This window comes from Posidoniimonas corsicana, from assembly GCF_007859765.1.
In the GTDB taxonomy this organism is placed as follows: Bacteria; Planctomycetota; Planctomycetia; order Pirellulales; family Lacipirellulaceae; genus Posidoniimonas; species Posidoniimonas corsicana.
On sequence record NZ_SIHJ01000001.1, the window covers coordinates 3329529 to 3356489 of the forward strand.

The following is a 26961-nucleotide window of genomic DNA, read 5'->3' on the forward strand; positions in this document are numbered from 1 at the left end:
CGCCCCTTAAGAAGTCGGGCTGACAGGATTTGAACCTGCGACCTCTGCGTCCCGAACGCAGCGCTCTAGCCAAGCTGAGCTACAGCCCGTTGAACCCCGGCCTCATGGCCGAGCTCAGCAGGTTAGCAGACCTTCCCCGGGACCGCAAGCTCCGATGGCTCAACGGGTTGGAGAGCAGTCCCGTAAGGATTTCCGAGATTCCCGCCGTGCGCGTATCGGATATCAGAACCTCTCTCTTGCTGCTTGCGTAAGGACACACGGCGGCGAGAATTGGTTCGTTGTTCCGCCGCCGCACTGTCCCCCCAACCGCGACTGGAAACCGAGCGTTCATGGCCTTTCGATTCGACAAACTGACCCACAAGTCCCAAGCTGCGGTGCAGAACGCCCAGGAGCTGGCCGCCGACGCGGGCAATCCCCAGGTGGAGCCGCTGCACCTACTCGCGGCCCTGCTGCGGGACGGCGAGGGGGTGGTGCGCCCGGTGCTCGAAAAGACCGGGGCGAACGTCGGCCAACTGTCCCAAACCGTCGACGCGGACCTCAAGCACCTGCCCACGGCCGCCGGTGGGGCGCCGCCCCAGGCTTCGCAGGCGTTGATGTCCGTGCTGGAGGCCGCGCAGGGCGAAGCGAGCAACATGAAGGACGACTTCGTGTCGACCGAGCACATGCTGCTCGCGCTCGCCAAGGCGCCCTCGAAAGCCAAGGACCTGCTGAAGCTGAACGCCGTCGAGGAATCCGACCTGCTCAAGGCGTTGCAGCAGGTCCGCGGTTCGACCCGAGTTACCGACCAGGAGCCGGAGGGTAAGTTCCAGGCGTTGGAGAAGTATGGCATCGACCTGGTGGAGCGGGCCAAGCAGGGCAAGCTGGACCCGGTGATTGGCCGGGACCAGGAGATCCGCCGCGTGGTGCAGGTGCTGTCGCGTCGGCGCAAGAACAACCCAGTGTTGATCGGCGAGCCGGGCGTCGGCAAGACCGCCATCGCCGAAGGCTTGGCCGGACGGATCGTGGCCGGTGACGTGCCCCAGAGTCTCAAGTCCAAGCGGGTGGTCGCCCTCGACATGGGCGCCCTGATCGCCGGCGCCAAGTTCCGCGGCGAGTTTGAGGAGCGGCTCAAAGCACTCCTCAAGGAGGTCGAGGACGCCAACGGGCAGGTGATCCTGTTTATCGACGAATTGCACACCGTGGTGGGCGCAGGCGCCGCCGAGGGGGGCGCCGACGCCGCCAACCTGCTGAAGCCGGCCCTGGCGCAGGGCGACCTGCGGTGCGTCGGCGCCACCACGCTCGACGAGTACCGCAAGTACATTGAGAAGGATGCCGCCCTGGAGCGACGGTTCCAACCGGTGTTTGTGGGCGAGCCGTCGGTCGAAGACACCATTGCGATCCTGCGTGGGCTCAAGCCGCGGTACGAGGCGCACCACAAAGGCGTGAAGGTTCGCGACTCGGCGCTGGTCGCCGCGGCCGAGTTGTCCGACCGCTACATCGCCGACCGCCAACTCCCCGACAAGGCGATCGACCTCGTCGACGAGGCGATGAGCCGGCTGGCGATGGAGCTGGAGAGCGTGCCGACCGAGATCGACGAGGTGCAGCGCCGCCTCGTCCAGCTCGAGCTCGCCGCCCGTCAGCTTACCGAGGAGAAGGAAGAGCACGCCCAGCAGCGGCTGGCCGAGATCAACGACGAGATGGAGGAGCAGCAACGCGAGCTTGCCAGTCTGCGGGAGCAGTGGGAGGCGGAGAAGCTCGGCGTCGGCGACGTGGCCGATGTCCGTCGCAAGCTGGAGGAGGCGAAGCTGGCCTACGAGCAGCAGGCCACTAGCATCAAGGAGCAGCAGTCCGCCGGGCAGCCGATCCCCGAGGCGACCTACCAGAAGCTGTACGAGCTGGACGTCGCGCGGTCGGAGCTCGAGAAGCGGATGGCGGAGATCGAGGCCCACGAGGCGAGCGAGGACAGCGGCGTCGACACGCCCGAACGCAAACGCCTGCTGCGGCAGGAAGTCACGCCGGACGAGATCGCGGAGGTCGTGAGCTCGTGGACCGGCGTACCCGTGACACGGATGATGGAGACCGAGCGGGCCAAGCTGCTGGTGTTGGAGGAGCGGCTCCACCAAAGGGTCATCGGTCAGGACGAGGCGGTCGAGGCGGTCGCCAACGCGGTGCGTCGCAGCCGCAGCGGGCTGCAGGACCCGAGCCGGCCGATCGGCTCGTTCATCTTCTGCGGCCCCACCGGGGTCGGCAAGACCGAGCTCTGCAAGGCGCTGGCCGAGACGCTCTTCGATGACGAGAACGCCATGGTCCGGCTCGATATGAGCGAGTTCATGGAAAAGCACACCGTCAGCCGAATGATCGGCGCGCCCCCCGGGTACGTCGGCTACGAGGAGGGCGGCAAGCTGACCGAGGCGGTGCGGCGCCGGCCGTACAGCGTTGTGCTGCTGGATGAGATCGAGAAGGCGCACCGCGACGTCTTCAACATCTTGCTGCAGGTGCTGGACGACGGCCGGCTGACCGACAACCACGGTCACACGGTCGACTTCTCCAACACGCTGATCGTGATGACCAGCAACATCGGCAGCCAGTTGATCCAGAAGATTGCAGACGAGGGCGGGACCGAAGAAGAGATGCGGAGCGCTGTCGACGATGCGCTCCGCGGGCAATTCCTGCCGGAGTTTCTCAACCGCGTCGACGAGACCATCGTGTTCCACCCGCTCAAGCGGGACGAGATCCGCAGCGTCGTGGACCTGCAGGTCCGGCAACTGGCGAAGCTGCTGGAACGCAACGGGCTGGGACTGGAGGTCACCGAGGCGGCTCGGCAGGAGATCGCCAACGAGGGCTACGACCCGATGTACGGCGCCCGCCCGCTGAAGCGGGTAATGCAGCAGAAGCTGCAGAACCCGCTGGCGTCAGAATTGCTGAAGGGGGGATTCCCCGAGGGCGCCGCGGTCCGCATCGACTGGGACGGCGACGCCTTCACCTTCGAGCGAACCTAGCCAGCAACACCAAAACGCCGGCGGCGGACCGCGCTAAGCGCGTCCGCCGCCGGCGATGGTGTCTCGTGGTTGGGCTTGCTCCGCAGGGACCGCTCTAGCGGTCGACCTCGGCCAGCTCCCAGCGAGTGATCAGCTCTTCGGCGCCCGGGGTCATCTCACGCAGCTTGCGGGCGATCTCGACCTTCTCGCTGTTGGATGCCTTGGGCAGGCGGGCCTTGAACTGATCGATGGTCTCGCGACGCTTGCGGCGGCGGCGTAGTTCGCGGCGGCGTTCGCTGCCTGGCATGGTGGGCTCCTTGGATCGGTGCGGTTCTGGACTTCGTTTGGGTCGTGTGCGGCGCCTGAAGAGGCCGGACCGAGTATTTTGACGGACGGCACGGGCCCCCGTCAACGGGCGTTTCCGCGCGGTCGTGAACCGCTGCGGGCCCCCGGGTGACCTAGGCTTGCAGCGAGCCTTGAACGCCCGGGCGTGCTGGACCATAATCCCGCAGCACGCCCGACGCGAATCTGGGCGAATCGGTCGGGTGGCAGAGTGGTCGAATGCACCGGTTTTGAAAACCGGCGTGGGGAAACTCACCGGGGGTTCGAATCCCTCCCCGACCGCTTTGATGCAAGAGCAAATCTCTGACACGCTCTGCAAAACAGTGCCAAGCAGTGACGGCATAAGGGCTTAGAGCATCACGTCTTTTCTGCGGTGTCCTCGCTTTGCAACGCTTGGCGCCCCCTGACTGCCCCCATTTCTGCCCCCATTTTCTGACCCCGCGCAGTGTGCTGGTCGAAGTGGGCATCGTGGACGCGCAGGTAATGCTTCTCGGCAATCTTGGGGCTGTTGCCCAGGAACGCGCAGACGACGTGCGGCGCGACTCCACGGGTCACTAGGTCGGTTTGACATGACGCCCGCAGCGTGTGCCACAAGCGACGCCACTGAGGCACGCCGGCAGCGTCGGCGGCGGTCGTTATCCGCTTGCGCAGCGAAGCGTCTGACCGTCCTCGCAGCATTGGGAGCACCAGGTCGCCGGGGGCGGCTTCGTCGCTGTCCTGAGCAACGGCCAGGCGGTCGAGGACTAACCGCTCGAGCGTGCCAGTAAACAGCGGGATCAGTCGCGTCTCGCGGCCGGGGTAGTTCGCCGTCTTCGGCGACGTCACTCGAATCCGCTCGGCGTCGAAGTCGATGTCCCCCCAACGAAGCGGGCGAGCCTCAGAACCGATCCGCAGGCCGGCCCAGCGAGCCAGCCCGAACAAGAGCCGCCACTCGCTCCCGCTTATCTTGCCGAGCACGGCGAGCGCGTCGGCCTCGCTCACGTAACCCGCATGTGGGCTGGCTACGTTCGCCATGGGGACCTCGCCGTCCGCGAACGGGTTGCGGTCGATGATGCGGAACTTGATCGCGTGGCGGAACAGCTTCGCGACGATTGCGCACCGTTTGCGCGTGGTCGCTTCGGCGAGACCGTCCTGCAGCATGTGGTCACGGAGCGCCTCGGCGTCACCTCCGGTGATCGTCTGCATCGGCCGCCGGGCGCCCCAAAACTTCTTGGCCTGGTTGAATGCCTGATCGTGAATCTGAATCGTCCCTGGCTTGTAGCCGGGGTATTTCTGGAGCTTGTACCGCTCGATCGCTTGGCCGAGCGTCAGGCCGCGGTCGCTCTCGAGCGGTTCACACAATCCGAGGTCCGCCAGGCGGCGCCGCAGCTTCGAGTCGATTTCGCGCAGCCAACGCGACGTGCGGTCATGCGGCGCCGAGCCGTCAAGCTTAGCGGCCTCGAGGTTCTCAACGTGCCTGCAGATCGACTCGGCTTGCGACTTGGAGATTCGGCCGAGTGATACCTTCGGGCGACGCGGCCGGTTGAGGTAAATGATCCGCCGACCGTTTTCGCTGCTGAGTGATGCCATCAGTCCTGCCCTCCCACGTCGAAACCGGCCGCGCGAGTCATCTGGAGCATCCATTGGTTGAACGGCTCAACCCCGAAGAATGTCTGTTGGCCGATCGTAAAATGCGGGGGAGGGTTCTCAAGCTTAAGCAGGACGCGGACCGCCCAGTCACGGCTAACGTTGAGCCGCTCGCAAAGCTCGTCGATGTGGACCACCGGAAACGCCGGCGTCTGAGGATTAGTGCGGATAGGGGGCTCGCTCACAGCAGTACCTCCGGGGTTATAGACTTGCAACGTTCCTGCGCCCCTCACGTCACGCGTGACGGGCTCTGGTCTTGGCGACTCTGAGGTCATCGGCCGTCGCTTAGTCGCACGACGGGGCGAGCCTTGAGGTCATCATCTGGCGAGCGGATCAGCCAGCGGCACGCAGCTCGCTGCTCTGGTCTGCCTTGTCCTCGAGGACGGCCTCAACCTCGGCAATAGCCGCACTGGCTAACCGGCCGCCTTGCTCAAGCCGGCGCGACAAGGCCTCGAGTCTGGCATGCAGGTCTTCGAGCACTCGCCGGGTGATCCGTCCTGCTCGAGCTGCCTCGATTAAGGCGTGGCTAGCCCCAGAGGTCGACAATGCCAGCGATAACTACACGCAGAAGTCCCTTCCCGCGCGTATCGACACACCTTGCTGACTTTGACGTGCGTGGTTTGCTAAGATCCGTACTAGCGTGAGGAGTAGTGACGCGTGCAGGACTACATCCACTTCACTGGAGGATTGCTGCGATGGATAAGAACAAGCACGATCTCTACGACTTCATGCAACAAATGACGGTATTGATGTCGGCGGAGTACGACCGCATCAGTAGACGTGCGACCGAAGACCCGGGAACCGCCGGGGATCAGGGTGAAGAGAACTGGGCTACCCTGTTGCGAGGCTGGCTTCCTCGGAACTACGAAGTTGTTACAAAAGGGCGCATTATTAGCGAGAAAGGTGAGACGAGTCCGCAGATAGATGTGCTTGTTCTAAACAGCGTATATCCCGAGAAACTGCTCGACAAAAAGCTGTACCTGGCCGCCGGTGTCGCCGCCGCGTTCGAGTGCAAGACTACGCTTAAAGGCGCTCATATCGAAGAGGCAGTCGCAACCTGCAAAGCAGTCAAGAATCTATTCCCCAAGAGAGAGGGCACGCCCTACGAAGAGCTCTACGCGCCGGTTGTCTACGGGATTCTCGCTCACTCGCACGTGTGGAAACGCGAGAAGTCTACGCCTGAGGAGAATGTCACGGTCAAGCTGGAGACAGAGAGTGGACGGGTGGCCGAGCATCCTCGGGAATTGCTTGATGTCCTGTGTGTTGCCGATCTCGGAGCATGGACCCAAGACTCCCTGGCTTTCTTTGGCCCGCGGGTGTTGGCAGAATGGCCCACCCATGTCCTTGGAGACTGGGGGGCAAACGAGGGACAAGTCAATACCTCCTTTATCGCACACGCTTACTCGTCCCATTCGCAAAGCGACGAGTTCACACCTATTGGCGCACTGATCGCGAAGTTGACGCTTCAACTGGCAAGAGAGGAACCTTCGCTCCGGAGCCTTGCTAGATACTATCGCGTTGCGAATCTCTACGGATCGGGCAGAGGCATCATTCGACACTGGGACCCCACCGCCGTCTACAGCGAGACCGTGCAGCAGGGAATCGCGTCCGGCAAGCTGACGAGCAACAAGCCTTGGGATTCGTGGAGCCTGTACTGCTTCTAGATGTCTCCGATACGCAAGCCAGGTATTGCTCAAACTCTGCCCTCCGCCATAGTACGCGTCGCTAACGCCAGACCTGAAGCTCGCAAACCTCATACACACCACGCCGCCACCGAACCCAATCTCCCGGTCGCAGCGCCGTGATTCGCGGCTTGTTGATCGGCCTGATCTGCGTCGGACGGTCTCGCCACGCAATGAGCGAGAACGCCCGGGAGCCATCAAGCATCCGCATGGTCACCCGGACCGCCCAGCAATTCTCAAGCGTCGCGTCGGGCCCGGCATGGCAGCAACGCGTCACGCCCTCGGGCAGCGGCTGCGGTGGCCTCCTGACAACGGGCGTTGAGTGGAGCGGCGTTTCCATGGCGGGCGGCATCGTAGCCGCTCAGGCCGGGTTGCACGAATCGGGCGGCTATGTTGTGGCATTGCGAGCCCGGACCGCCTAATCTAGTGCCGCCGGCACCAACGTCTCACTTGCGAGAGTGGCCGACCCCAACGCATGGCTTAGGCAGTCACATTCACCTGCGCGATCACCACATGGCTAGCGAGCAAGTAAAGGACTTCTTCGAGAATATCGATCAGCACGTTGCATCGCTCAGTGTCGACGTAGCGAATCCCTATGGAAATCACGCGAGAGCGCTAGCGGAGTTTCGAAGGGGTTTCCCGGGACTTTCTGACTTTACAAATCTACGGATTGAATCGCTAGACTTCCGAGAGGCCGACTTTGACGACCTGGTGCTGTCGGGCACCAAGTTTATCAACTGCGACTTAACTGGCGCGACTTTCCGCAATGCAACTCTGGTTGAGTCCTGGATTTATCCTACTTGGGGACCGGGAGGCCATCCCCTACCGAGCGTGAGGCACGCTAACTTTCGCGATGCGGACCTGCATGGGGCGCGTCTCAAGGGGGATCTTACAAGCGCTGAGTTTACTAACGCGAACCTCACTTGGGTGTACTTCGATGACTCATCGCTTCGATCTGCTGAATTCACGGGGGCGATTCTTGATCACGCATCGCTATGCAACGTTGATGTAGATCCATCGACTACTTTCGAATTCCTGCGGTCTTGCGACGAGTGTAAGGCGGACAGGAACTTTTTGAATACGCTTGGTCCACAGATGGGGAGCCTAACGCTTGGCAACTTGTCCGCGATGGCCATCTCTGATCCTGTTTACGAGCTTAGATACCGATTCGGCGGAGTTTGGCGAACGATTCACCTGCTGTCTGTGGCTGTGTTCCTCTGGCCATACATCTGGTTCGTCGGCTCAAAGTGGGCTGGCGCAAAGTTCAAGGACCAGCCGGGTGATGACTCGATGACGCTGCTTGAAGCCTTGCTTCGCTTCATCGTGACGGGGGGCAAGAACTGGCAGGCATCATGGCAGCCGAACTACTTGAGCCTGGGCTGCTTCGCTGTTGTCCTACTCTTTAACCTCATCCGCGTCGTACTTCTACGCAAGACGCTCGAGCTAGAAGAGCGTGAGAAGATCACTGGCATCCCACCACGCTTTTCGCTTAGCAGTAAGTTCTTTCGAAACATCACCTGGGAGAATCTTCTCTTATTGATGCATATTCTTTGGTTCGCCATGATGGCTTCAGTTGTCATTAACACCAGCCACTTTATGATGCAGCGGATCTCAGTACCGGTTCCCGTTCCATAGCCCCGCGCCGCGGCCGCTGACGCTCTGACCGGCGCGGGTGTCGTTCGAGTTGCCAAGGATCACGCTAAGCCAGCACGGCTCGGCAGGACTAGCTATCTGTCTGGTGAGAAGCGGACGCGGCGCCGCGGGCAGAGGCTTCCCGCGACGCCTACCCGGTCTCTGACCGCCGGGGGCCGCTAGGCCGGCTGTCGACACGCCGCGGGTCCACCGCGCTCGAGCCGGTGAACTACTACACGCCCGCCAGCACCCGTTGGGCGTCCGCGCTCAGGCCGCGGACTTGGTCCGGCGTCCTGGGCGGCTGCGGGACGTCTTCGGCCAAGCCGACCGCCGCAGCGATCGCGGCGAGGACCGGGTCGGTCTGGCGCGGAATCGCGATCCTGACGCCCGCACGCGTCCGCTTGAGGCGGGCGTCGCGAGCCTGGTCCGAATCGTGGCGGCGGTCCCGGCGAACGCTATCAAGCACGCGGAGCCGCTCCCGAGCTTGGCGTACCTTGCCGGCCAGCGGGAGGATTGCGTCCGAGTCGACGATCCGGGCCTGCAGCTGGCGCTCGGCTGCGTCTTCGCTGGTCTGAGCCGCGGGCATAACGCTCGCATCAATCCCGATTGCCGCCAGCCGTTCACGTTCGGCCTTGATCGCTGCGTCACGTTCGGCCTCGCAACGCTCAACGTGCGCCGCGAATGCCGGGAGCATCTCGAGACGCAGGTCGGACGCCGCGATCTGCAGATCGCCTAGCTCGGCCAGCAGCTCTTGGCGCCGCCGGGCGAGCTTGCGGCCGTCGTCGATCAGATCGCCGAGTGTCGCGTCGCGGGCGTTCTCGAACAGCCCGCTAATCGAAGCCTGCAGCTCGCTGACCTCGGCTTCGGTCTCGAGGCCGCGGCGGTGTAGTTCGTCGACGCGCTTCGCCAGCACAGTCGGTAGCTTCACGTCGAACGGGTCGCATCGCAAACCCGCTTCTTTAGGCATCGTCATCGGTTCCTCTTGTTGGATTGTTGACGGGGTCGGGATTTCCAGATCAGCGTTTCACGCGGCGAGGCTTCGCCCGAAAGCCTCTCGCGAAGCGGACGCCGGGCGCGGGGCTCGACGTCGCCCGGCGATCAGTCCCCTTAGACGGGGCCGCGGGCCTAAGCGGGGCGATTGCCGCCGCGACTTCGTCGTCTTGGGCGTCGGCCGCGATGAAAGCTTGCACCGCGGCCTGCACTGGGGCGGGCTGGGCGGCTAGTTGCTCCGGCGTCATCGGCCAGGTCGGTGTGGCGATCTCCCGGACACCGGGGACAAATTCAACGATCACTTGACTGGTCTCCTGAATTGGCGTTTCCGCGCAAGAGTAAAGAAAGTTGCAGTATCCGGCTGTTCCCTTTGGTCAGCCCGTTTCAGGTCGTGAAAAAGGACCCGCACCCGGGGGGTGTCCCAAACTTCGGCCAACAGAGGAGGGCAGCTGGGCCGTGACTTGCGGCCGTGTCCCCCCGCCGCGGGACACGGCACCACGGTTGGGGACGCTGGACCACTGCCGAGCTGAGCCAATAGTGGTACTTTTTTCTGGGTTTCGTCTCACACACGCCAGATTCCCTCTTCCGTGTCCCACGTGTCCCACGTGTCCCGTTGTTATTTGCTCACTCACTGAAAAGTTTCCCTATAAGGGACGGGTCACGCGGGCCACGCAATTGCTTCGAGCTTCTGCAGGTTGCGTTTGGTCATCCGCCAGTAGCGGCGCCGATCACTCGAACGGCTGCCAGGCCGCACCTTCGAGCATCCCGCTTCGCGGAGTACCTCGACGTACTCACTGCGCGTTGGGCGATCATTGTGGTACCGGAGTTCTTCGCCGATGAGGGACACGCTGATCAGCATGTCGCCGCTCTCATACCGGCTAACCCCATCCGGCACCGGCTCCTCGCCCTCAGAAAACACGCGGCTGTGGCTCGCCTGACGGCTGATTACGCTGAGCACCGCTTGCGCGATGATCGCCCGGCGAGATTCGCTGGGGTCGGCAGCCCGCCTCTCGGCGTTGGCTAGCAGATCGGGAAGGATGTCCTGCGGCCACGTCTTTACGAACGCGCGGGCGTCTTGGAAGAAATAACCGGCGTCCCCCAACGCATCGCGAGTCTTCGCCCCGGAGTAGAGCTGGTCGCTCTTGAGGTCGACGTGCCCCGGGGGCAGATCACGCATTGCCGGAAAATGCAACTCGTAGATGCACGGATCCCCCTGACGAATCACGATCTTGAAGCCATCGGCTTCCACGCACTGTCCAGCACGCCGTTTATTCTCACGCCCAACTATCGACCGGACCGTTCGCACAAGCTCGTCATCGTCAAGCGGCGGGTGGTTCTGCCGGTTCCATGCCCGCGCCTGGTCAACGAGGTAAGCGATCGCGTCGGGCGAACCTGGATCGGCGAGCAGCCGAAGCCCCCTCCCAACGACCTTAGTTAGCGAGTCGTTCCGGGCCCCTTGGTCAACGCCGGCGAATATCTCCGCCCACTCGTCGGGCGACTTCGCCGCGGGCCCTTCGTCGACGCCGCCCCCGCCGACGACCTGGTTCGAAATCCAAGCGAGGAACGAGTCGGGCAGCTCGGCCGGCTCGACGTCGTCGGGCGACAGGCCCGGAACCCACTGGTAGCCCCTCGACGGCGGCGCCAGACTGTGCGATCCCTTGCCGATCGCGCCGATCTTCAAGTCGATGTCGAAGCCGACGTCGCGTAGGTTGATATTCGCCAGGCTCGGCAGCTCTTCTGAGAACCGGAAGAGCCTATGGGGCGTTTTCTTCGTGCCCGACAAGTAGGTCGGCGTTGCCGGCCACTCGCCGCCGAACGCCAGCCGGCAGAGCTTGTCGCCGTCTTCGGCGTTGTCGACGTCGATGTCGACGATCCCGCTCGCGGGGCCGAACACCAGCGAGACGCCGGCGCCGGGGAACTTCTCTTCGAACCACTCCGCTATCTGATCCGGGTCGCAGGTCGCCAGCTCTTGCCACCGCTTTAGCGGCGGGTGTTTCTTCTCAACGTCGCAGGGGATTACCCGCCAACCCCGCTCGGCGTAGTCGAGAGCGGCCTCGAGGTTTTCGCTTACTTGTGTTCTCACGCGCAACACTCCATCGCCAAAGCAGCGTTGACAATGCCGGCCCAAGGCTTGCCGGCCTGCGGCCGACGGAGGTAGGGCAAGATACTCAGGTGCTCCCGACAGGCCGCGGAAAAATCCCGCCGGCATAGCAATGACGTGGCGGCCAGCTCGAGGGCCCATCGCCGGGGGCGACGCCCGCACTCCACGACCTCGATGAGATCGATGCGAAAACCTTCACTGAAGGTCTCGCCGACTGGACGGATCGACTCGATTTCGACGCACGCGATCCGAAGCTTCTTGTTGGCTTGCACGAAGCGCCTCTGGCGGTAGGGGAACCCCAATCACGCGTCGCCAACAAACGCGCGAGCGGGTCGTGATCGTGTGTCGCGGGGCTACTCAACCACACGGAGGCCTTCGTCCTTGATGCGTTCCAGCTCACTCGCGCGGATTCGAATCGAGCCGCCAACCCTGGCGTGCCGGATCCGCCCCTCGGCGACATGGCGGCGGATTGTCCGCTCCGAGAGCCCGAGCTCGCGGCAGGCGGCGTTGATCCCGACGACCGGGTCGACCGGCTGGTCGCAGCGGGTGACTTCTTTCGTCTTGATCGCAAGCTGTCGCATTCTGCACCTCCGAGGACTTGGTTGAAGTTGTCTGCGGACGGCATGTTGTCGCCGTTATGGGCAAATCTTACCCGGCCAACAAACCTCGTGCCAGAAAAGCGGCGGCGCGAAGTCACATACCATAGTTTCTTATAAAAATATACCCACATCTCCAATAAGCTGTAATGTGTTGTGGCATAGTGGTTTGGGTCGTGTATCTTACGCCGTTCTTGAGGTGTTTTTTCTTTCGATTTTTTCCAGATTGTTGCCGAATGCCGCCGCCTGCTGCGCGAGTGGCGGTACATCGTCTCGTGAATGCTGCGGGGGAGAGGCCATCGGCAGGGCTCCCATGCAGGGCCGTCTGCCCGCGCCGCTGCCCACGGGAATAAACTGCGGGGCAGCCGCTACGGGGATCAGTCGGTCTCGCCGGCTGGGCTAGCGGCGGGCGTGGGTCGCAAACGTGAGGCGCCCCCATTTTTGCCCCCTGCCGGCCGCCGGGCTGACGAATCCCCGACGAAAGCTGCAGGGGTAAGCATCCCTCCCCGACCGCTGCACTACTCTCTGGTCTAGGGCTCTCTGGTCTAGGGCGGGGTCTCTGGCCTTGGGCCGCCAATTCTCGGTTGTTGCCGCCCCTTTCCCGCCTGTTCGGGTTAGACAATCTGTAACGATTGCGCCCGAGTCTGCCGATAACCCTCACTATGCGGGGCTGCCCGCAGGCGCCTAGGGGGGCGCTCTCTACACGCTGTCTTGCGAGAGTAGGCGCGATGTCTAGGTCTGCAGTTACTATCGTTGCGCTGCTAGCGTTCTGCGCAGCAGGTCCGTCCAGCAGCCATGCCCAACAGCGGGGCGTTGTCGCCGGTAGCAGCGGCGTCTGGATCAACGGGCAGTACTTCGGGCACAACCCGGGCGGTGGTCGCTTTGGCGAATCCGAGGAGAGTCACGAGCCCACCAGCGGCGACTCCGGTTGTAGAAACGATCTAGCAGAGTCGGAGACCGAGCTGGTCTCGTACAACGAGCACCTCGTCGCCGGCTGCTGTGATGACCCGGCTTGCGGCTGCGAGCTTGACCTCGGATGCGGCGACACGATCGGATGCGGTGACTGCGTTCGCCCACGGAAGTGGCCGCGTGTTTACGGCGCTGTGGAGTACGTCTACGGCTGGGCCAAGGGCTCAGATTCCCCGGCACTGGTAACCACCAGCGACAACGGGACCGCGCAGGACGACGCCGGCGTGCTGGGGCTGGCGTCGACGACCACTCTGTTGGGGGGCGACTCGCTAAACAACGGCGGCCAATCAGGAGGTCGGTTGACTCTGGGCACGGCGGCCGGATCTTATCGAAACCGACGCGTCGAGTTCATCTACTCCTTTTTAGAAGACGCTGACGAGGCATTCGCCACATCGAGCGATGAGTTTCCGATCCTCGCCCGTCCTTTCTTCAACTCCCAATCAGGTCAGCAGGACGCGCTGCTTATCGGGTTCGGCGGACTGGTGTCGGGCGGTCTGAGCGTCGACGCAAGCAGCGAGTTCCGCTCGTACGAGCTGCAGATGCGGCAGGACGCCTGCTGCTACCGCGGCGCCAATATGGAGCTGACGGTCGGCTACCGGGCGGCGGAGCTGGACGACGGTATCGCGATCCGTCAGACGTCCCTCGCCCTGTCCGGCCCGACGGCCGGCGCGACAACCAATCTGGAAGACCTGTTCTCGACTAGCAACACCTTCCACGGTGGTCAGGTGGGCTTCACCTGCCAGCTTGTGCAGGGACGCCGGTGGAGCTACGACTGCACCGTGAAGACCGCGCTTGGCGCCACCCGGCAGAAGGCCCGCATCGCCGGCAGCACAACCGTCACCACGGGCGGCGGATCGAGCACATCCGACGCAGGCCTGCTGGTTCAGGGGTCTAATGCTGGCGAGTACTCGCGGAGCGAGTTCAGCGCGGTTTCAGAGGTGGGGCTGACGCTTCGCTACCGGCTGAAGAAGTCGACGTCGCTCTCAGTGGGCTACAACATTGTCTTCTGGAGCGACGTGCTGCGGGCGGCCGAGCAGATCGACGCCGCGGTAAACCCGACACAGATCCCTCCCGGTACGCTCACCGGCGACCCGCGGCCGGCGTTCGGTTTCGCCTCGACCAGCTACTGGGCGCAGGGATTTCGGGCGGGCCTGGAGTCTCGCTTTTAGATCGCGGCGGCAACGCCCTCGCTGGACTGCTCGAACGCAGCGTCGAATGACTCGGCGTCAGCGGGCCCATCGATCTCTGGCATTGGTAGGTCGACGAGCGTCTCGTCGTGGTTGGCGCCCGATGCCAGCATGGCGAATGCGACCGCCTGAGGCGAGAGGACGCTGACCTCGAACGACATGGCTGTGTCTTCGCCGCGGACGCGAACGCTGAACACGTCGTCGCCAACGTATCCGTTTGCCGGCAGGTACACCAAGCCGACTCCGGGTTGGGTTCTAACCACGCCGTGCGATGGCTCGGTAACGACCTCCAGTTCGACTACCTCTTCGCCATCGACCTGAGGCGCCGCAATCGTCACTGGAATGTCCATGACGGTTTCAACCTGTTGGGGCGTGACGGCGACTACGTTGGCCTGCCGGGCTGCGCTGGACGTGGCAGGCTGTAAGGTGGACGCCGCAGCCACGGAGCCGCCATCCGCCGGCGTGCTGATTGGCTGGGCGTTGGCGCTAGGCGGTCCGCTATCGACCGGCGCCGTGCTCAACGCCTGGGCCTGCTGCGAGCTGCCTGTCGCTTGCCCTGCGGCCTCAACGATGTCGCCCAGCAGCGACTGCGGATCGGTCGACGATGCGAACATCCACACAATGGAGTAGTACTGCGGGAGGAGCGCAAGCTCGCCAAAGTTGTTCTCCTCGTGGGTCATGCCGCCCGAGAGGACAATGTTGCTGATCACGTCGTCGCTGATCGAAGCGCCGGAGACGCTGGTCTCTTCGTCGCCGTCGGCCAGGGCGGCTGGCTGCGTCTCCGTCAGCTCGTACGTGCCGGCAGGGAGGTCCTCGAACGTGTAGCTGCCGTCGTCGCCGGTGAGAACCGACATATTCACGGCGCTGGCGCTGCTCGAGTTTGGTGTGCCGGTGAGCGTGATGCGCACGCCGGGCGCCCCCGCCTCACCGGCGTCCCGCTCGCCGTTGCCGTTAGCATCGATGTAGACAAAGCCGCTGAGTGTGTTGTTGGCCGCCTCTTCAACGGTGACCGTGACCGTGGCGGTGCTGGTGAGGCCGTCCGTGTCGGTGATTGTGTAGGTGAACGTGTCGTCGCCGATATAGCCGTCGGGAGCGGCGTACGTGATCGCACCGTTGCTTAACGTGACGGTCCCGCCCTGCGTCCCCTGCGTGACCGCCGTGACGGTCAGCGTCTGCTGCCCGTCGGGATCCGAGTCGTCGTTCGCCAGGACGTCCAGCGGCTGGGGGCTGCTGTCATTAGGGGCGGTGAACGCGTCGTCCGCCGCGTTGGGGGCGTCCGCGACCGCGGCCACGGTGATCGTGACCGTCACCTCCGTTGATTCAAGGTCGCCATCGCTGGCGGCGTAGGTGAAGGAGTCGGTCCCAAAGAAATCGGCGTCCGGCGTGTAAGTAAACGACCCGTCGTCCATCAGGGTCAGCGTGCCGTTGGCGGCGTCGGTCTTCAGCACCGCGGTGAGGGAGCCGCTTTCGACGTCCGAGTCATTCACGAGCACCCCGGTGGCCGCGTCGACGGTCAGCGTCGAGTCCTCGTCGACCGAGTACGCCTCGGAGGTCGCCGAGGGGGCGTCGTTGACCGGGTTGACCGTGAGCGTGACCGTCACCGGGCCGGACGTGGCCGTCGCATCGCTTGCCCGGTAGGTGAACGAGTCGGATCCGGAGAAGTCCCCGTCAGGGGTGTAGGTGAACGAGCCGTCCTCCATCAAGCTTAGCGTCCCGTGTGTGGGGCCGTCCACCAGCTCGACGGTGATCGCGTCGCCCTCTGGGTCGGTGTCGTTCGCCAGCACGCCCGCGGCCGCGTCGACGGTCAAGACGCCGTCTTCATCGACGTCGTACGCGTCCTCCATGGTCACCGGGACGTCCTGCACGCCATTCACGACGATCGTCACTCGGGCGACATTAGTCTGCTCGTCCCCGGCCGATCCAACGTAGGTGAAGGAGTCCTCGCCGAAGAAGTCGGGGTCGGGCGTGTAGGTGAACGAACCGTCGGAGTTGAAATCGAGCTGGCCGTGCAGCGGACCTTCGACCACGGTCGCGGAAGTCACATTGGAGTCGCCGTCACCGTCATTGGCTAGCACACCCAGTTCCGCCGCGACCTGCAGCACGGCGTCCTCGTCCACTTCATACTCATCCGGGAACGCCGGAGCTGGCGCCAACACCGTGAGCGCTACCGCCTGCGAGACGGTGTTGCCGGCGCCGTCGGTCAGGAGGATCGTGAACGGGTGCTCGCCGGTGTCGTCGGCGTCGGCGGCCCAGGTGATGACGCCGGTTGCCGCATCGATTGTCATCCCGTCCGGCGCGCCGTCCAGCGAGTAGACGACGCTCGGCTGCCCCTCGTCGGGGCTCTGCACGTCGAAGGTGAACGCCTCGCCGTCGAGCTCTACGGTCTCGGGCGGGGCCGAAGAAATGGCCGCGGGCGGCGTCGCGTCGACGGTGATCGAGAGCACGTCGGTTGGGTCGCTCTCAACGCCGCCTAGCGTCTGGGTCGCGGTGATCATGTGCTCGCCATCGCCGAGCGCTGCGGCGCCGTTGGTCGTCACGATGACGGTATCGCTCGTCGCCACCCGCACGCCGATGAGCGTATCGCCCGCGTAGACCCGAACCTCCGCGCCCACCGTTGCGTTGGTGACCGCGAACTGGAGCACATTGGCGGCGGACGAGTTGTTGCGGGAGGTCAGGTCGTCGTCGTCGGCCGAACCGGTGTCCGCCGAAGCGATCAGATCGATCGTCCCTAGCACGCTAAGCTGGACCCCGACAAAGTCGAGCCCAGAAACGGTCTCGCCAATCCGGACCGCCACGTCGTGGCTGCCGTTGCCTGACACGAACCCGGACGACGACAGGTCCGCCCGAAGAAGATGATCGCCCGCAGAAGCCTGCAGGCGGTAGCGGCCGTCGGCGTCGGTGAACGCCGCGGCCTCGTCGGCGTCCCGGACGCCGTTGTCGTTGCCGTCGATGTAGACCAACGCGCTGTTGATCCCGATCTCGCCGGCGTCGAACACGCCGTTCTGGTTGGCGTCTACATACACCTCGCCCGTCAGGTCTCCGTAGCCCTCGATGGACTCGATCACCGTCAGCGTGTTGTCACGCGAGAGCGGCAGCTCGCCGAACGGCGAGCCGTTCTCGCTGTTGATGCCGTGCGACTCAATCTCGTCAACCGTCGCCATGCCAAGCACCTGCCCGAACACGGTGAACGCGTTGTTGGCCGCCAGGTCGAGCGCGGAGTTGTCGCCCAGGTTGATGAAGAACTGGCTGGTCGCGCTGTTGGGCTGCCCCCCCAGCTTCGCCATCGCGATCGTGCCGCGCAGGTTCGAGATGCCCGGCTCGTTCTGGATCTGGGCGTCGGTGGGGACGCTCGTGAACTGCGACGTGTCGGTGAACTCCTCGGAGCTGGTCACAAACCCGCCTCCCTGGATCACGAAGTCCGGGTCGGAGCGGTGGAAGAACGAGTTGATGTAGTCGCCGTCGTTGACGTAGTTCAGGAAGTTCTGCACCGTGCCGGGCGTGGCGCCCTCAAACAGCTCTACCACAATGGGCCCGAAGTTGGTGTTCAACGACACTACCGGGTTCTCGCCGTAGACCAGCACGATGGAGTCGTCGTCCTGCAGGACGTAGTCGTCGAACGAGGTCACCAGCTGCCCGTTGACGAACATCTGCAGCGTTTCTTCACTATTGATGAAGTTGCCCATCAGGCTGAAGCTGTTGAGCGCCGCGTCCGAGTTGTTCCCCGCCCGGCCGGCGTTGGTCCGCCAGGTGTCGAAGAAGTCGCCTAGCGTAAGGCCGCTTTCCGAGTCGAACAGCACCTGGCCCGAGTCGTCCCAGGTGTAGACCGGCTGGAGCCCCCCGTCGGACGCCACGCCGATCATCGCCGGGATATCGACGAATTCACTGTCGACGACAATCGTCAGGTGGAAATCGTCCTCCGGCGCCACCATCCAGAGTTCCCGGGCGTTGTTCTCCTCGCTCGAATAGAACAGCGTGCCGTTGATGTCCGCCAGCTCGTTGGGGTAGGAGCCCTTCTCGCCGTGGATCCGGTCCTCGACAAGCACCGTGCCCTCGGTGGTTCCGTCCGTTTTCCACAGCTCACGCCCGCTCGCGACGCTGAACGCTGAGAAGTACAGCACTCCATCCACGCTCTGCATGTAGGCCGGGTAGGAGTTGTTGACGTTCCCGTCGGCGTCGTCGCCCGGGCTGATGTCCGCGACCATCCGCGTGCCCGCCTCCGTACCGTCGGACACCCAGAGCTCGCGGCCGTTGACGCCGTCGTTGCCGGCAAAGTAGACCTTGCCGTCCACCGCGGTCAGGCTGGTGTAGTTCTGCAGCTGCCCGCTGCCGTGCTGCCCCGCCGCGCCCGGCCGGACATCCTTGACCAGCACCGTGCCCTCGGCGGTGCCGTCCGACTTCCACAGCTCGCTGCCGTTGACGCCGTCGTTGGCGGTGAAAAACAGCAGCCCGCCGGTCGAGACCATCGTGTCGAGGTTCACGAACGCGCCCGCTTCGCCGGGTCGGATATCCTTCACGACAACGGTGCCCGCCTCCGTGCCGTCCGACTTCCATAGCTCGGCTCCTACCTCGTCATTGCCGGCGACAAAGTAGAGCTCGCCGTTCAGCTCGGTGAACAACCCGGGATTGGAGTTGTTCGCGTAGCGGCCTACGTACGTCTGGTCCTCATCGTTGAGGTAGTAGGGGTAGGTCCCCTCGAACAGGTCCTTGATCATCACGGTGCCGGTGGCGGTCCCGTCCGACTTCCACAGCTCCCGCCCGGCGGCGGCGTCTGACGCAGCGAAGAACAGCGTACCGTCAACGTCGGTCAGCTGGCTGGGCGAGGAGCTTAGCGGCGTCGAGCCGTCGTTCGACTGACCCGTGAAGATATTGCGGACCAGCCGCGTCCCGGACTGCGTGCCGTCCGAGGCCCACAGCTCCCGACCCGACACGCCGTCCTCGGCGGTGAAGAACAGCGTCCCCCCCACCGCGGTCAGCGACTGTGGCGTCGAGGAGTTGGGCGTGGTCACGCCCTCGTTGGTGGTGGTCCCTGGCCGGATGTCGCGCACCAGCGTGGTGCCATCAGCCGTGCCGTCCGACTTCCAAAGCTCGAGTCCCGAGGCGCCGTCGTCAGCGGCAAAGAACAGCGTGCCGTTCACGTTGACCAACTCCGTTGGGTACGACGAACCGGCCCCGGGCCGGATGTCGGCCACCATCGATGTCCCCTCGACCGTGCCGTCGGTCTTCCAGAGCTCTCGCCCGTTGGTCCCATCGTTGGCGACGAAGTACGTGACGTCGCCAATCTCGACAAACTCGGCCGGGTACGACGGGCCGAACGGGTTGAGGTCAAGGTTGATCGGCGTCCCGGACAGCAGCGCGCGCGTCTCCAGGGGCTCGACGCCCAGCGGGCCACGGCCGGACCACCCACCCCGCCGATTGGTCCGACACGCGCGGCGGCGCTCGGCGTTCTTAAGGGATCGACGACTGCGCGCAGATTTACGTGACACGGGTGTTGCAATCTCAGGAGGGGAGGTCGCCGCGGTCCCGTTCCGGTGGGTCCGCGGCCTGACGAAGGAGGGGTATGTCTATTATGAGTGCGGTCCGGGAACGGTCCAAATGGTTTTTTCACCGTCCTGGTGCGCGAAGGGGCCTCGGATCGCGGTTTCTAAGCCGCCAGGCACGACGGCCAGATCAAAGATCTCGTCGACCCCCGCGGCGAACTCGAACTGGGCCGCCAGCTCGCCGGTCAGCAGGTTCACTACGCCGAATCCGCACTTGAGCCGTGCGCGATCTTCCGCGATCGGAACGCCGCCAAACGTGGAGGTTTCCCGGATTTTCGACAACCCGACGAACGCGAAGTTCTGATGGATAACCAGCCCACGCGTGTAGCCAGGGAGTCGGGCTACATTAGATACCTGGCCGGATTCAGGGTCGACGCGCAACAGGAGTCCGCGGCCCGAGTCCAGCAGCCAGACGTAGCCAGCGTGCCACAACGGCGAGTGCGGCATCGCGAAACCACCAGCAATCGTCTGATTGGACTGGACATCGATCAGCACCCCGCCGCTCGCCTTGCCTTCACGCCAGCCTCCGGCAACATCGGACTCGCCCATCGCCGTGACATACCTGGGCCGACCGTCAACCACGGCGAGCCCGTTGAGGTGGCACCGGTCTTCGGGGGCCAGTTCGCTCACGAACGAAGGCCTCCAACGTGGGACAAAGCTGTAGTCAGGGTGCAACGTCGAGAGGCAGCTGAACAGCGTGTTGACCACCCATAGCTCGCCGCCGGCCCAAGCCATCTCGTGGGCCTGGATCTCGCCCGTCACCGACGCGGACCGAGTCAGGTAGCACCCGCCAACCGGCGGTGTCATCTGCCCCGCCACGTTTGGGTCGTTACGCAACAGCCAGACCTTGTCACGGGCGGCGACCGCCATCGACTGCAGGTCGTCGCTTAGCGCCACCCCCATCGGCCGGTCAAAGTTGTGGAACGTCTGGCGAAGCTGACCGTCACCGGCGCCCAGCGCAATCAGCTTGCCTGCTTGGTACGTCGACACCAGCAAAGAGATCTGCAGCTCTTCCAGCAAAGTCGGCAGACTCAGCGAGTGCTCAAAACGAACCTCTCGCTTGGCTGAAGAGGTCTGATCGCCTGAGGGTTGGACCGTGTTCTGGGGCATAGGCTTGGTTGTAGTGCGGCGTCGGCGTCAGGCGGAGAGCGGCCATCGGGGCGAGCAAACCTTCATGGTAATCCGCACTTACAGATCCCGCGTTCAATTGGCCCTCGCGATCGGGTGTCCGCGGGGCCGCCGGTGCGGATTGCACGGCTTTTGACAACTGGGACCACCGCGACACAGCTGAGCCCCCCGCCGCGACGTGCTCAGAAACTAAGGGGGAGAGAAGGCATGCGGTACTTGAGAGCTGCAACCGCAAATCCATGAGTTGACGCGCTCGCTACGTCGGCGGGCGCCGAATGCGCCGAGCACACCAGCCCGGATGTCACCTCGGCACGCTTCGTGGCTGCGGGTCATCAACGTCTGGCGTTGACGACTCGCCGTCGCAATCGGGGCGATCGAATTCGTCTTCGAAGGATTGCTGAGAAGGCAATGGTCTCAACGATGATGTGTGAAGGAAATCACAATCTCGACGTAAGTCGTGTTGTGCTGGACAGCACATCGTGAACTCTTTCACAGACCGCCCAATTTCCCGCCGGTTTTAGATGGAATCTGCTCGACACGCGTCGGGCGTCGCTATACTTGACGCAGTTCGCGGGTAGGCAGGCAACGCCGCTCGCGTCTCCTCCTCGCAATCGCAAGACGCCCGGACGGCCGTTCTCGCGACGCCTTCACTTCACTACGAGGCGCCAGATGACTTCGATCACAGCCAACGACATTATGGTGAAGCGTTTGATCACGCTGAACCCGGACATGGACGTGCACGACGCCGTTAAGCTGCTCCTGAAGAACCGCATCTCCGGGGCGCCGGTCGTCGACGCCAGCGGCGCCTACCTCGGCGTGTTCAGCGAACGGTGCTGCCTGGGCGCCATTCTTGACGCCGCGTACGAACAGCTCCCAACGCACCGCGTCGGCGCGTTCATGGACACAGAAGCCAAGACGATCTCTGCCGACACCCAGCTGCTGAGCATCGCGCAGGTGTTCCTGCTGACCAGCGCCCGCCGGTTGCCGGTGGTGGATGAGTCGAACCGGCTGCTCGGGCAGATCAGCCGTCGGGATGTGATCCAGGCCGGCATGAAGCAGATCAACCAGGGCCCGGCGCGAGAGAGCTCGGTGCTCTACCTCAGCGCTCTTGGCGACCGCCAGCACGCCCCGATCTCCTAGCGATCGGCGCCGGCCCGTTGGCCCGCCGACCGCTGCATCCAGAAAAGCCAAAGCCCCCGGCGCTCAACCGCCGGGGGCTTTTCGCGTAGATGCCCCTGGCCAGCCGGCCCCAACCCCGCTAAAATCCGAGCTTCTCAGACAACGAACCCGCCCACGGCGGGTGCTGTCACTGAGAAGTGGGCTGCTGGCCCGCGTGCACCCCTAGCTCAACTGGATAGAGCATCGGACTACGAATCCGAAGGTTGCAGGTTCGAATCCTGCGGGGTGTACTTTCTACTTCTCTGCCGCGTCTCTGCCTGCTTGGAGCGGCGTCGGCTTGCCCGGGCTGGCGAACTTTCTGACGCCTACTCTGCCGTTTCCGATTGGTGGGTACGGGATCCTGCGTCCCGATCGCTCCCCGGGACTCTCAACCAGGGGCAGTTTGCGGCTATTCCGCCACATCGCAAACGGTGGAGGCTTTGCCCGCTGCGTTCCCGCAATCCGACGACGCCTAAACCTCGTGTTGGCTGGCGGCGTGTCGATTTGTCGACCCGACAGCGCTGGGCTGCCATAATATGCATCTGCCGTTGAGGGGAACGGTTATCGACATTGTCGCATGGCTAGGCGACTGACTCCTCAAGTGCCCGATCTCTCGGGCAGCGGCCGCGGGCGGCACGCTCTTGTGCCTCAGATGAAAGAAGAAGGTCGTCCAGGGTGTAGGGCGTTGATCGCTCACGTCTCTGCAGTGCTAACAAGACGTCAGGTTACTCGCGATGAAGCAGGTTAGCGGCGATTCCTCGAGCCAACCGGTGCAGCGCCATATTCGTGCTCGGTTCGAGCGACTCGAACCCCGTCACCTGCTGGCGGTGGTGATCAACGAAATCCACTACGACCCGGACATCAACACCGAGCGAGTCGAGTTCCTCGAGTTGCACAACACGGGCCCAGCGGCGGTCGACCTGTCGCAGTGGCGCATCGATGAGGCGGTCGACTACACCTTCCCAGATGCGTCAACGCTGCCCGCCGGCGGGTACCTGGTGATCACCCAGAACGCGTCCGACTTCCAGGCCAAGTTCGGCTTCGCGCCGTTCGGCGAGTGGGAGGCCGGCGACAAGCTCAGCAACGACGGCGAGCGTATTGAGCTGCTCGACGCCGGCGGCGAGCTGATCGATGTCGTCACCTACCAGCCCGGCTTCCCGTGGCCCACCACCGGCGAGTACGGCAGCTCGCTGGAACTGATCAACCCGAACCTCGACAACGACCTCGCCGGCAGCTGGCGATCGTCGGGCTTGTCCTCGGCGCCGGACGCCGGCGCGGTGCTGGTCGGCGCTGGCAGCGTGTGGCGGTACCGCAAGGGGATCGTAGCGAACCCGCCCACCAACGCGGGATCGCCTGCGAACGACTGGCGGCAGACAGGCTTCGTTGAGTCCAACGACGCGGTTGCTTGGACGGAGGGTCCAGCTTCGATCGGCTACGGCGACGGCGACGACGCGACCGAGCTGAACGACATGCGGAACAGCTACTCGTCGGTCTACACGCGGCGGTCGTTCACCCTAGACGGCGACATCCCCGACACGCTGGACCTGCGGATCTACGTGGACGACGGGGCCATTGTCTACATCAACGGTCTGGAGGTTGTGCGGGCGAACGTGTCGGCCGGCGTCAAGAATTACGACAGCCTCTCCGGCGTCAACCACGACGCCGAATGGGAGAGCTACACCCTGACCGGCGCGTCCTCCTACCTGACCTCCGGCGAGAACACGGTCGCGGTTCACGTGCTCAACGGCACGCTCGGCAGCAGCGACCTGTCGTTCAACCTCGAGCTCGCCATCCCGGATGGGACCCTCGCCCAGCCGACCCCGGGGGCACAGAACCTGGCCTTGGTCGCCAACGCGGGGCCGCAGATCCGGCAGCTGAAGCAGTCGGTTGATCAGCCCCAGTCGGGCGAGGATGTGGTGGTCTCGATCAAGGCGACCGACCCCGACGGCGTGCAGCAGGTGACGCTCGAGTACCAGCTGGTCGACGCGGGCGCCTACGTCCGGCTTACCGACCCCGCGTACGACGCCGGCTGGACCACGGTCGTGATGCGCGACGACGGGCTCGGCGGCGACGCCGTCGCCGGAGACGACGTCTATTCGGTTACGCTCGCCGGGTCGCTGCAGGTGAACCGGCGGCTGGTCCGGTACCGCGTCTCGGCCGTCGATACGCTGGGCGCCTCGGTGACCGGCCCCTACGCGGACGACCCGCAGCCCAACTTCGCCTACTTCGTCTACGACGGCGTGCCGGACTACACGGCGTCGCTCCGTCCAGGGGTGGAGCCGAGCGTGGTCTACAGCGGCGACGCACTTGACGACATCGCCACGTACCACCTGATCGCCAACCCGACGGATGTCATCAATAGCCAGTACAACGGCCAGTACAACGAAGTGCAGTTCCGCGGAACGCTGGTGTACAACGGCGTGGTGTACGACCACGTCGAGTTCCGCAACCGTGGAGTGGCGTCCACGTACCAGGTCGGCAAGAACAAGTGGAAGATCGACTTCTTGCAGGGGCACGAGTTCCAGGCCTACGACAACTACGGCGTGCCCTACGCGGAAAAATGGGATGAGATCAATATCTTGCCCGGCACCAACCCGTGGTGGCGGAACGACGTCTCGACCGAGGGGACGGTGCTGTTCGAGCCGGCCGCGTTCAAGCTGTACGAGCTGGCCGGCGCCCCGGCGCCCAAAACCAACTACTTCAACTTCCGCGTAATCGACGGCGCGTCCGAGACTGGTTCGGACCAGTACGGGGGCGACTACTGGGGGCTCTACATCGGCATCGAGCAGCCCGACGGCAGCTTCCTGGACGAGCGGGGCCTGCCGGACGGCAACGTCTACAACATGCACCAGTCGGTGTTCGGCGCCACCAACCAGCGTCACCAGGGCTCCGAGTCGGTCACCGACCGGTCCGACCTCGCCGCGTTCGTGGCGGGCGCCGACGGCGGTTTCGAATCGCTCCAGTGGTGGGAGGAGAACCTCAACTGGGACGTCTACTTTGCGTGGAACATCATCAACCACCTGGTCAACAACTCCGACATCCGCCCCAACGAGAACGTCAACTACTACCGCAACGAAGAGACCGGCCAGTGGTACGTGATCCCCTGGGACCTCGACTTGACCTTTGAGGACGCGCCGCACCACGGCACGCCCGTGACAACGCGCGAGAACATCCGCACACTGCTGTCGCACCACCCCGCCGCGAAGCTCGCCTACGACAACCGCCTGCGTGAGGTGACCGACCTGCTCCTCAACAGCGGCGACGCCGCCCGCGTCATCGAAGAACTGGCCGGCGTGCTGACGCTGGGAACGGGCGACCTGTCGGTGGTGCAGGCCAACCAGGCGATGTGGGATTTCCACCCACGGAAAAATAAGAAGGGCATCTGGTACGAGAACTTCAACCCCAGCCTGCTGGCCAGTGAGGACTTTGCTGGGCTGGTCGACTACATGCAGGACTTTGTCGGCCCGGGCGGCTATGGCTACAACCTCGTGCAATCGCAGGGGTCGGACGCCAACATCCCTGCCACTCCTGGAATCTCGTACACGGGCGGCCCCGAGCACCCGGTCGACCAGCTCGTTTTCCAAACCACCCCGTTCAGCGACCCGCAGGGCGCGGGCACCTTCGCCGCCATGGAGTGGCGGATCGCGGAGGTCGTGAACGCTTCGGTGGTGAACTACGTCCAGGGGCAGCCGTACCTCTACGAGATCGAGGGGACCTGGGAGTCTGGCGAGCTGACCAGTTTCGATAGCCAGCTGGACGTGCCGGTCGACGCCCTGGCCGCAGGCCACACCTATCGCGCCCGCGTTCGGATGCAGGACACTTCGGGCAACTGGAGCCACTGGTCAGACCCAATCGAGTTTCTCGCCGGCGCCCCCGCGCTCACGCCGACCATCGCGGTGACCGAGCTGCACTACCACCCCAGCAATGCGGGCCTCGCCGACGAGAGCGACCAGGAGTTTATCGAGATCTTCAACACGGGGGATTCGGTGGTCGATCTGTCGGGGGTGCAGATCGCCGACTTCGCGGACGAGCCTTTTGTGTTCGCCGAGGGGGAGTCGCTCGGCCCGGGCGAGTACCTGGTGGTGGCCCGCTCGCCGTCGATCTTCCAATCGATCTATGGCGATAGCGTCGCTCTTGCGCAAGGAGGCTTCGCTCCCGGCAACCTGAGCAACGGTGGCGAAACTATCTCCTTGCTCAGCGCCGAGGGCGTGGTGTTCCTGTCCTTTACCTACGATGACGCCGCTCCCTGGCCGACCGCCGCGGACGGCGAGGGCCCGTCGCTAGAGATCATCGACCCGTACGGCGACCCTGCGGATCCCACCAACTGGAGAGCGAGCGCCAGCATTGGCGGCTCTCCCGGCGCAGCCCAGGTGGTCCTCCCGCAACTCGCCGGCGACTACGACAGCAGCGGCGTGGTGGACCAGCTCGACTACGCCGTATGGCGGTCCACCTACGGGTCGACCCCGCTCACTCCGGGAGCGGGCGCCGACGGCAACGCGGACGGGCTGATCGACGCGGCCGACTACTCGGTCTGGCGTGACAACTTAGGAGCGGTGCTCACACCCACGGAGTTGGGCGTGGCGAGCAGCCCTAATGCGGCGTCGGTAGGGAACATTGATGCCGATCGGGCCACCGATGGCCCCCCCCAAGAGCTCTCCGCCTGGCCAGTCGGTGAGCCAAGTGCACCGCTGGAGAGCGATCAAGCGATCATCTTTGTGGCCGATGCAATTGCACCAGCGCCACGCACAGACGTGCTTGTAAACGAGCGGTCGGACGCCAACAGTGGGCGGCCGCTGCGTTCCTCCCCGACGCTGCATCGGAATATCGACGCGGCGTTTGCACGCTTCACGGTCGAGGCAGACCGTAGCGAAGAAGTTCTCGCCGGTCCGTCTTCAGACGACGCATGGGACCCGATCGACGACGCCGATAGCGACCCACGTCACGCGGACGCAATCTTCAGTCGGCCTGCGAGGCCGCTCGCGATGCCCCGACCGGGGTCCTGAGACGCTCCGCTCGGATGGCGGCCCTCTTCATCACCGGCTATCCTGTCTGCCTG

The 26961-nt window shown here is 64.2% G+C and carries 17 protein-coding genes and 3 tRNA genes; 9 read left to right on the forward strand and 11 right to left on the reverse strand.

The genetic code is table 11. The annotated features are described in order from the left end of the window. Positions 1 to 14: 14 nt before the first annotated feature. Positions 15 to 89 (reverse strand) — tRNA-Pro (locus KOR34_RS12800). Positions 90 to 329: 240 nt separating this feature from the next. Here KOR34_RS12800 and clpB point away from each other — a divergent pair. Further along, positions 330 to 2978, forward strand: coding sequence for an ATP-dependent chaperone ClpB (gene clpB / locus KOR34_RS12805; protein ID WP_146564965.1), 2649 nt, complete (start codon positions 330 to 332; stop codon positions 2976 to 2978). Positions 2979 to 3072: 94 nt separating this feature from the next. Here clpB and KOR34_RS12810 read toward each other — a convergent pair whose 3' ends face one another. Continuing rightward, on the reverse strand, positions 3073 to 3264 hold the full coding sequence (locus KOR34_RS12810) for a DUF6800 family protein (RefSeq protein WP_146564966.1): 192 nt from the start codon (positions 3262 to 3264) through the stop codon (positions 3073 to 3075). A gap of 232 nt (positions 3265 to 3496) precedes the next feature. Here KOR34_RS12810 and KOR34_RS12815 point away from each other — a divergent pair. Beyond that, a tRNA-Ser gene (locus KOR34_RS12815) sits at positions 3497 to 3581 on the forward strand. Positions 3582 to 3656: 75 nt separating this feature from the next. Here the strand turns inward: KOR34_RS12815 and KOR34_RS12820 are convergent. The 3 genes from KOR34_RS12820 to KOR34_RS26690 all read right to left on the reverse strand — a co-directional run bounded on the left by KOR34_RS12820 (position 3657) and on the right by KOR34_RS26690 (position 5405). Then, positions 3657 to 4868 (reverse strand): tyrosine-type recombinase/integrase, encoded by a 1212-nt coding sequence (locus KOR34_RS12820; RefSeq protein WP_197531366.1) that lies wholly within the window; start codon positions 4866 to 4868, stop codon positions 3657 to 3659. Further along, positions 4868 to 5110, reverse strand: a complete 243-nt coding sequence (locus KOR34_RS12825; protein WP_146564968.1) for a hypothetical protein — start codon at positions 5108 to 5110, stop codon at positions 4868 to 4870. Before KOR34_RS12825 ends, KOR34_RS12820 begins: the two co-directional genes overlap by 1 nt. A 148-nt stretch (positions 5111 to 5258) precedes the next feature. Next, complete coding sequence (locus KOR34_RS26690) at positions 5259 to 5405, reverse strand: hypothetical protein (RefSeq protein WP_197531367.1); 147 nt, start codon at positions 5403 to 5405, stop codon at positions 5259 to 5261. Positions 5406 to 5620: 215 nt separating this feature from the next. Between KOR34_RS26690 and KOR34_RS12830 the strand changes: the two genes are divergently transcribed. The 3 genes from KOR34_RS12830 (at position 5621) to KOR34_RS12835 (ending at position 8242) form a co-directional block, all read left to right on the forward strand. Beyond that, positions 5621 to 6589: a DUF6602 domain-containing protein gene (locus tag KOR34_RS12830; protein ID WP_146564969.1), complete on the forward strand. Its 969-nt coding sequence runs from the start codon at positions 5621 to 5623 to the stop codon at positions 6587 to 6589. Between the two features lie 191 nt (positions 6590 to 6780). After that, positions 6781 to 7029: a hypothetical protein gene (locus tag KOR34_RS26695; protein WP_197531368.1), complete on the forward strand. Its 249-nt coding sequence runs from the start codon at positions 6781 to 6783 to the stop codon at positions 7027 to 7029. 91 nt (positions 7030 to 7120) lie between these two features. Continuing rightward, positions 7121 to 8242, forward strand: coding sequence for a pentapeptide repeat-containing protein (locus tag KOR34_RS12835; protein WP_197531369.1), 1122 nt, complete (start codon positions 7121 to 7123; stop codon positions 8240 to 8242). Between the two features lie 229 nt (positions 8243 to 8471). On the opposite strand, the gene KOR34_RS12840 is transcribed toward KOR34_RS12835, so the two are convergent. From KOR34_RS12840 to KOR34_RS12850, 4 genes are all read right to left on the reverse strand, one after another. Next, positions 8472 to 9212 (reverse strand): hypothetical protein, encoded by a 741-nt coding sequence (locus KOR34_RS12840; RefSeq protein WP_197531370.1) that lies wholly within the window; start codon positions 9210 to 9212, stop codon positions 8472 to 8474. 675 nt (positions 9213 to 9887) lie between these two features. Beyond that, on the reverse strand, positions 9888 to 11312 hold the full coding sequence (locus tag KOR34_RS12845) for a bifunctional DNA primase/polymerase (protein ID WP_197531371.1): 1425 nt from the start codon (positions 11310 to 11312) through the stop codon (positions 9888 to 9890). Next, entirely contained in the window at positions 11309 to 11602 is a 294-nt protein-coding gene (locus KOR34_RS26700) for a hypothetical protein (RefSeq protein WP_197531372.1), read from the reverse strand. Before KOR34_RS26700 ends, KOR34_RS12845 begins: the two co-directional genes overlap by 4 nt. A gap of 81 nt (positions 11603 to 11683) precedes the next feature. Next, positions 11684 to 11911 carry a helix-turn-helix domain-containing protein gene (locus tag KOR34_RS12850; protein ID WP_146564973.1) on the reverse strand — a complete coding sequence of 76 codons (228 nt, stop codon included), beginning with the start codon at positions 11909 to 11911 and terminating at the stop codon, positions 11684 to 11686. Between the two features lie 743 nt (positions 11912 to 12654). On the opposite strand from KOR34_RS12850, the gene KOR34_RS12855 reads away from it, so the two are divergent. Beyond that, on the forward strand, positions 12655 to 14064 hold the full coding sequence (locus KOR34_RS12855; protein ID WP_197531373.1) for a BBP7 family outer membrane beta-barrel protein: 1410 nt from the start codon (positions 12655 to 12657) through the stop codon (positions 14062 to 14064). On the opposite strand, the gene KOR34_RS12860 is transcribed toward KOR34_RS12855, so the two are convergent. Both KOR34_RS12860 and KOR34_RS12865 read right to left on the reverse strand, forming a co-directional pair. Next, positions 14061 to 19565 carry an ELWxxDGT repeat protein gene (locus tag KOR34_RS12860; RefSeq protein ID WP_146564975.1) on the reverse strand — a complete coding sequence of 1835 codons (5505 nt, stop codon included), beginning with the start codon at positions 19563 to 19565 and terminating at the stop codon, positions 14061 to 14063. The genes KOR34_RS12855 and KOR34_RS12860 overlap by 4 nt on opposite strands. 81 nt (positions 19566 to 19646) lie before the next feature. Beyond that, positions 19647 to 20729 carry a TIGR03032 family protein gene (locus KOR34_RS12865; protein WP_146564976.1) on the reverse strand — a complete coding sequence of 361 codons (1083 nt, stop codon included), beginning with the start codon at positions 20727 to 20729 and terminating at the stop codon, positions 19647 to 19649. 687 nt (positions 20730 to 21416) lie between these two features. Here KOR34_RS12865 and KOR34_RS12870 point away from each other — a divergent pair. The 3 genes from KOR34_RS12870 to KOR34_RS12880 all read left to right on the forward strand — a co-directional run bounded on the left by KOR34_RS12870 (position 21417) and on the right by KOR34_RS12880 (position 26908). Beyond that, complete coding sequence (locus tag KOR34_RS12870; protein WP_146564977.1) at positions 21417 to 21887, forward strand: CBS domain-containing protein; 471 nt, start codon at positions 21417 to 21419, stop codon at positions 21885 to 21887. Between the two features lie 195 nt (positions 21888 to 22082). Continuing rightward, positions 22083 to 22156: transfer RNA gene (locus tag KOR34_RS12875), tRNA-Arg, on the forward strand. A gap of 483 nt (positions 22157 to 22639) precedes the next feature. Continuing rightward, positions 22640 to 26908, forward strand: a complete 4269-nt coding sequence (locus tag KOR34_RS12880) for a lamin tail domain-containing protein (RefSeq protein ID WP_146564978.1) — start codon at positions 22640 to 22642, stop codon at positions 26906 to 26908. Positions 26909 to 26961: the final 53 nt, after the last annotated feature.

Coding starts and splice junctions, on each gene's coding strand:
- clpB (WP_146564965.1), top strand. CDS start 330: ATGGCCTTTCGATTCGACAAACTGACCCACAAGTCCCAAGCTGCGGTG.
- KOR34_RS12810 (WP_146564966.1), bottom strand. CDS start 3,264: ATGCCAGGCAGCGAACGCCGCCGCGAACTACGCCGCCGCCGCAAGCGT.
- KOR34_RS12820 (WP_197531366.1), bottom strand. CDS start 4,868: ATGGCATCACTCAGCAGCGAAAACGGTCGGCGGATCATTTACCTCAAC.
- KOR34_RS12830 (WP_146564969.1), top strand. CDS start 5,621: ATGGATAAGAACAAGCACGATCTCTACGACTTCATGCAACAAATGACG.
- KOR34_RS26695 (WP_197531368.1), top strand. CDS start 6,781: ATGAGCGAGAACGCCCGGGAGCCATCAAGCATCCGCATGGTCACCCGG.
- KOR34_RS12835 (WP_197531369.1), top strand. CDS start 7,121: ATGGCTAGCGAGCAAGTAAAGGACTTCTTCGAGAATATCGATCAGCAC.
- KOR34_RS12840 (WP_197531370.1), bottom strand. CDS start 9,212: ATGACGATGCCTAAAGAAGCGGGTTTGCGATGCGACCCGTTCGACGTG.
- KOR34_RS12850 (WP_146564973.1), bottom strand. CDS start 11,911: ATGCGACAGCTTGCGATCAAGACGAAAGAAGTCACCCGCTGCGACCAG.
- KOR34_RS12855 (WP_197531373.1), top strand. CDS start 12,655: ATGTCTAGGTCTGCAGTTACTATCGTTGCGCTGCTAGCGTTCTGCGCA.
- KOR34_RS12865 (WP_146564976.1), bottom strand. CDS start 20,729: ATGCCCCAGAACACGGTCCAACCCTCAGGCGATCAGACCTCTTCAGCC.
- KOR34_RS12870 (WP_146564977.1), top strand. CDS start 21,417: ATGACTTCGATCACAGCCAACGACATTATGGTGAAGCGTTTGATCACG.
- KOR34_RS12880 (WP_146564978.1), top strand. CDS start 22,640: ATGAAGCAGGTTAGCGGCGATTCCTCGAGCCAACCGGTGCAGCGCCAT.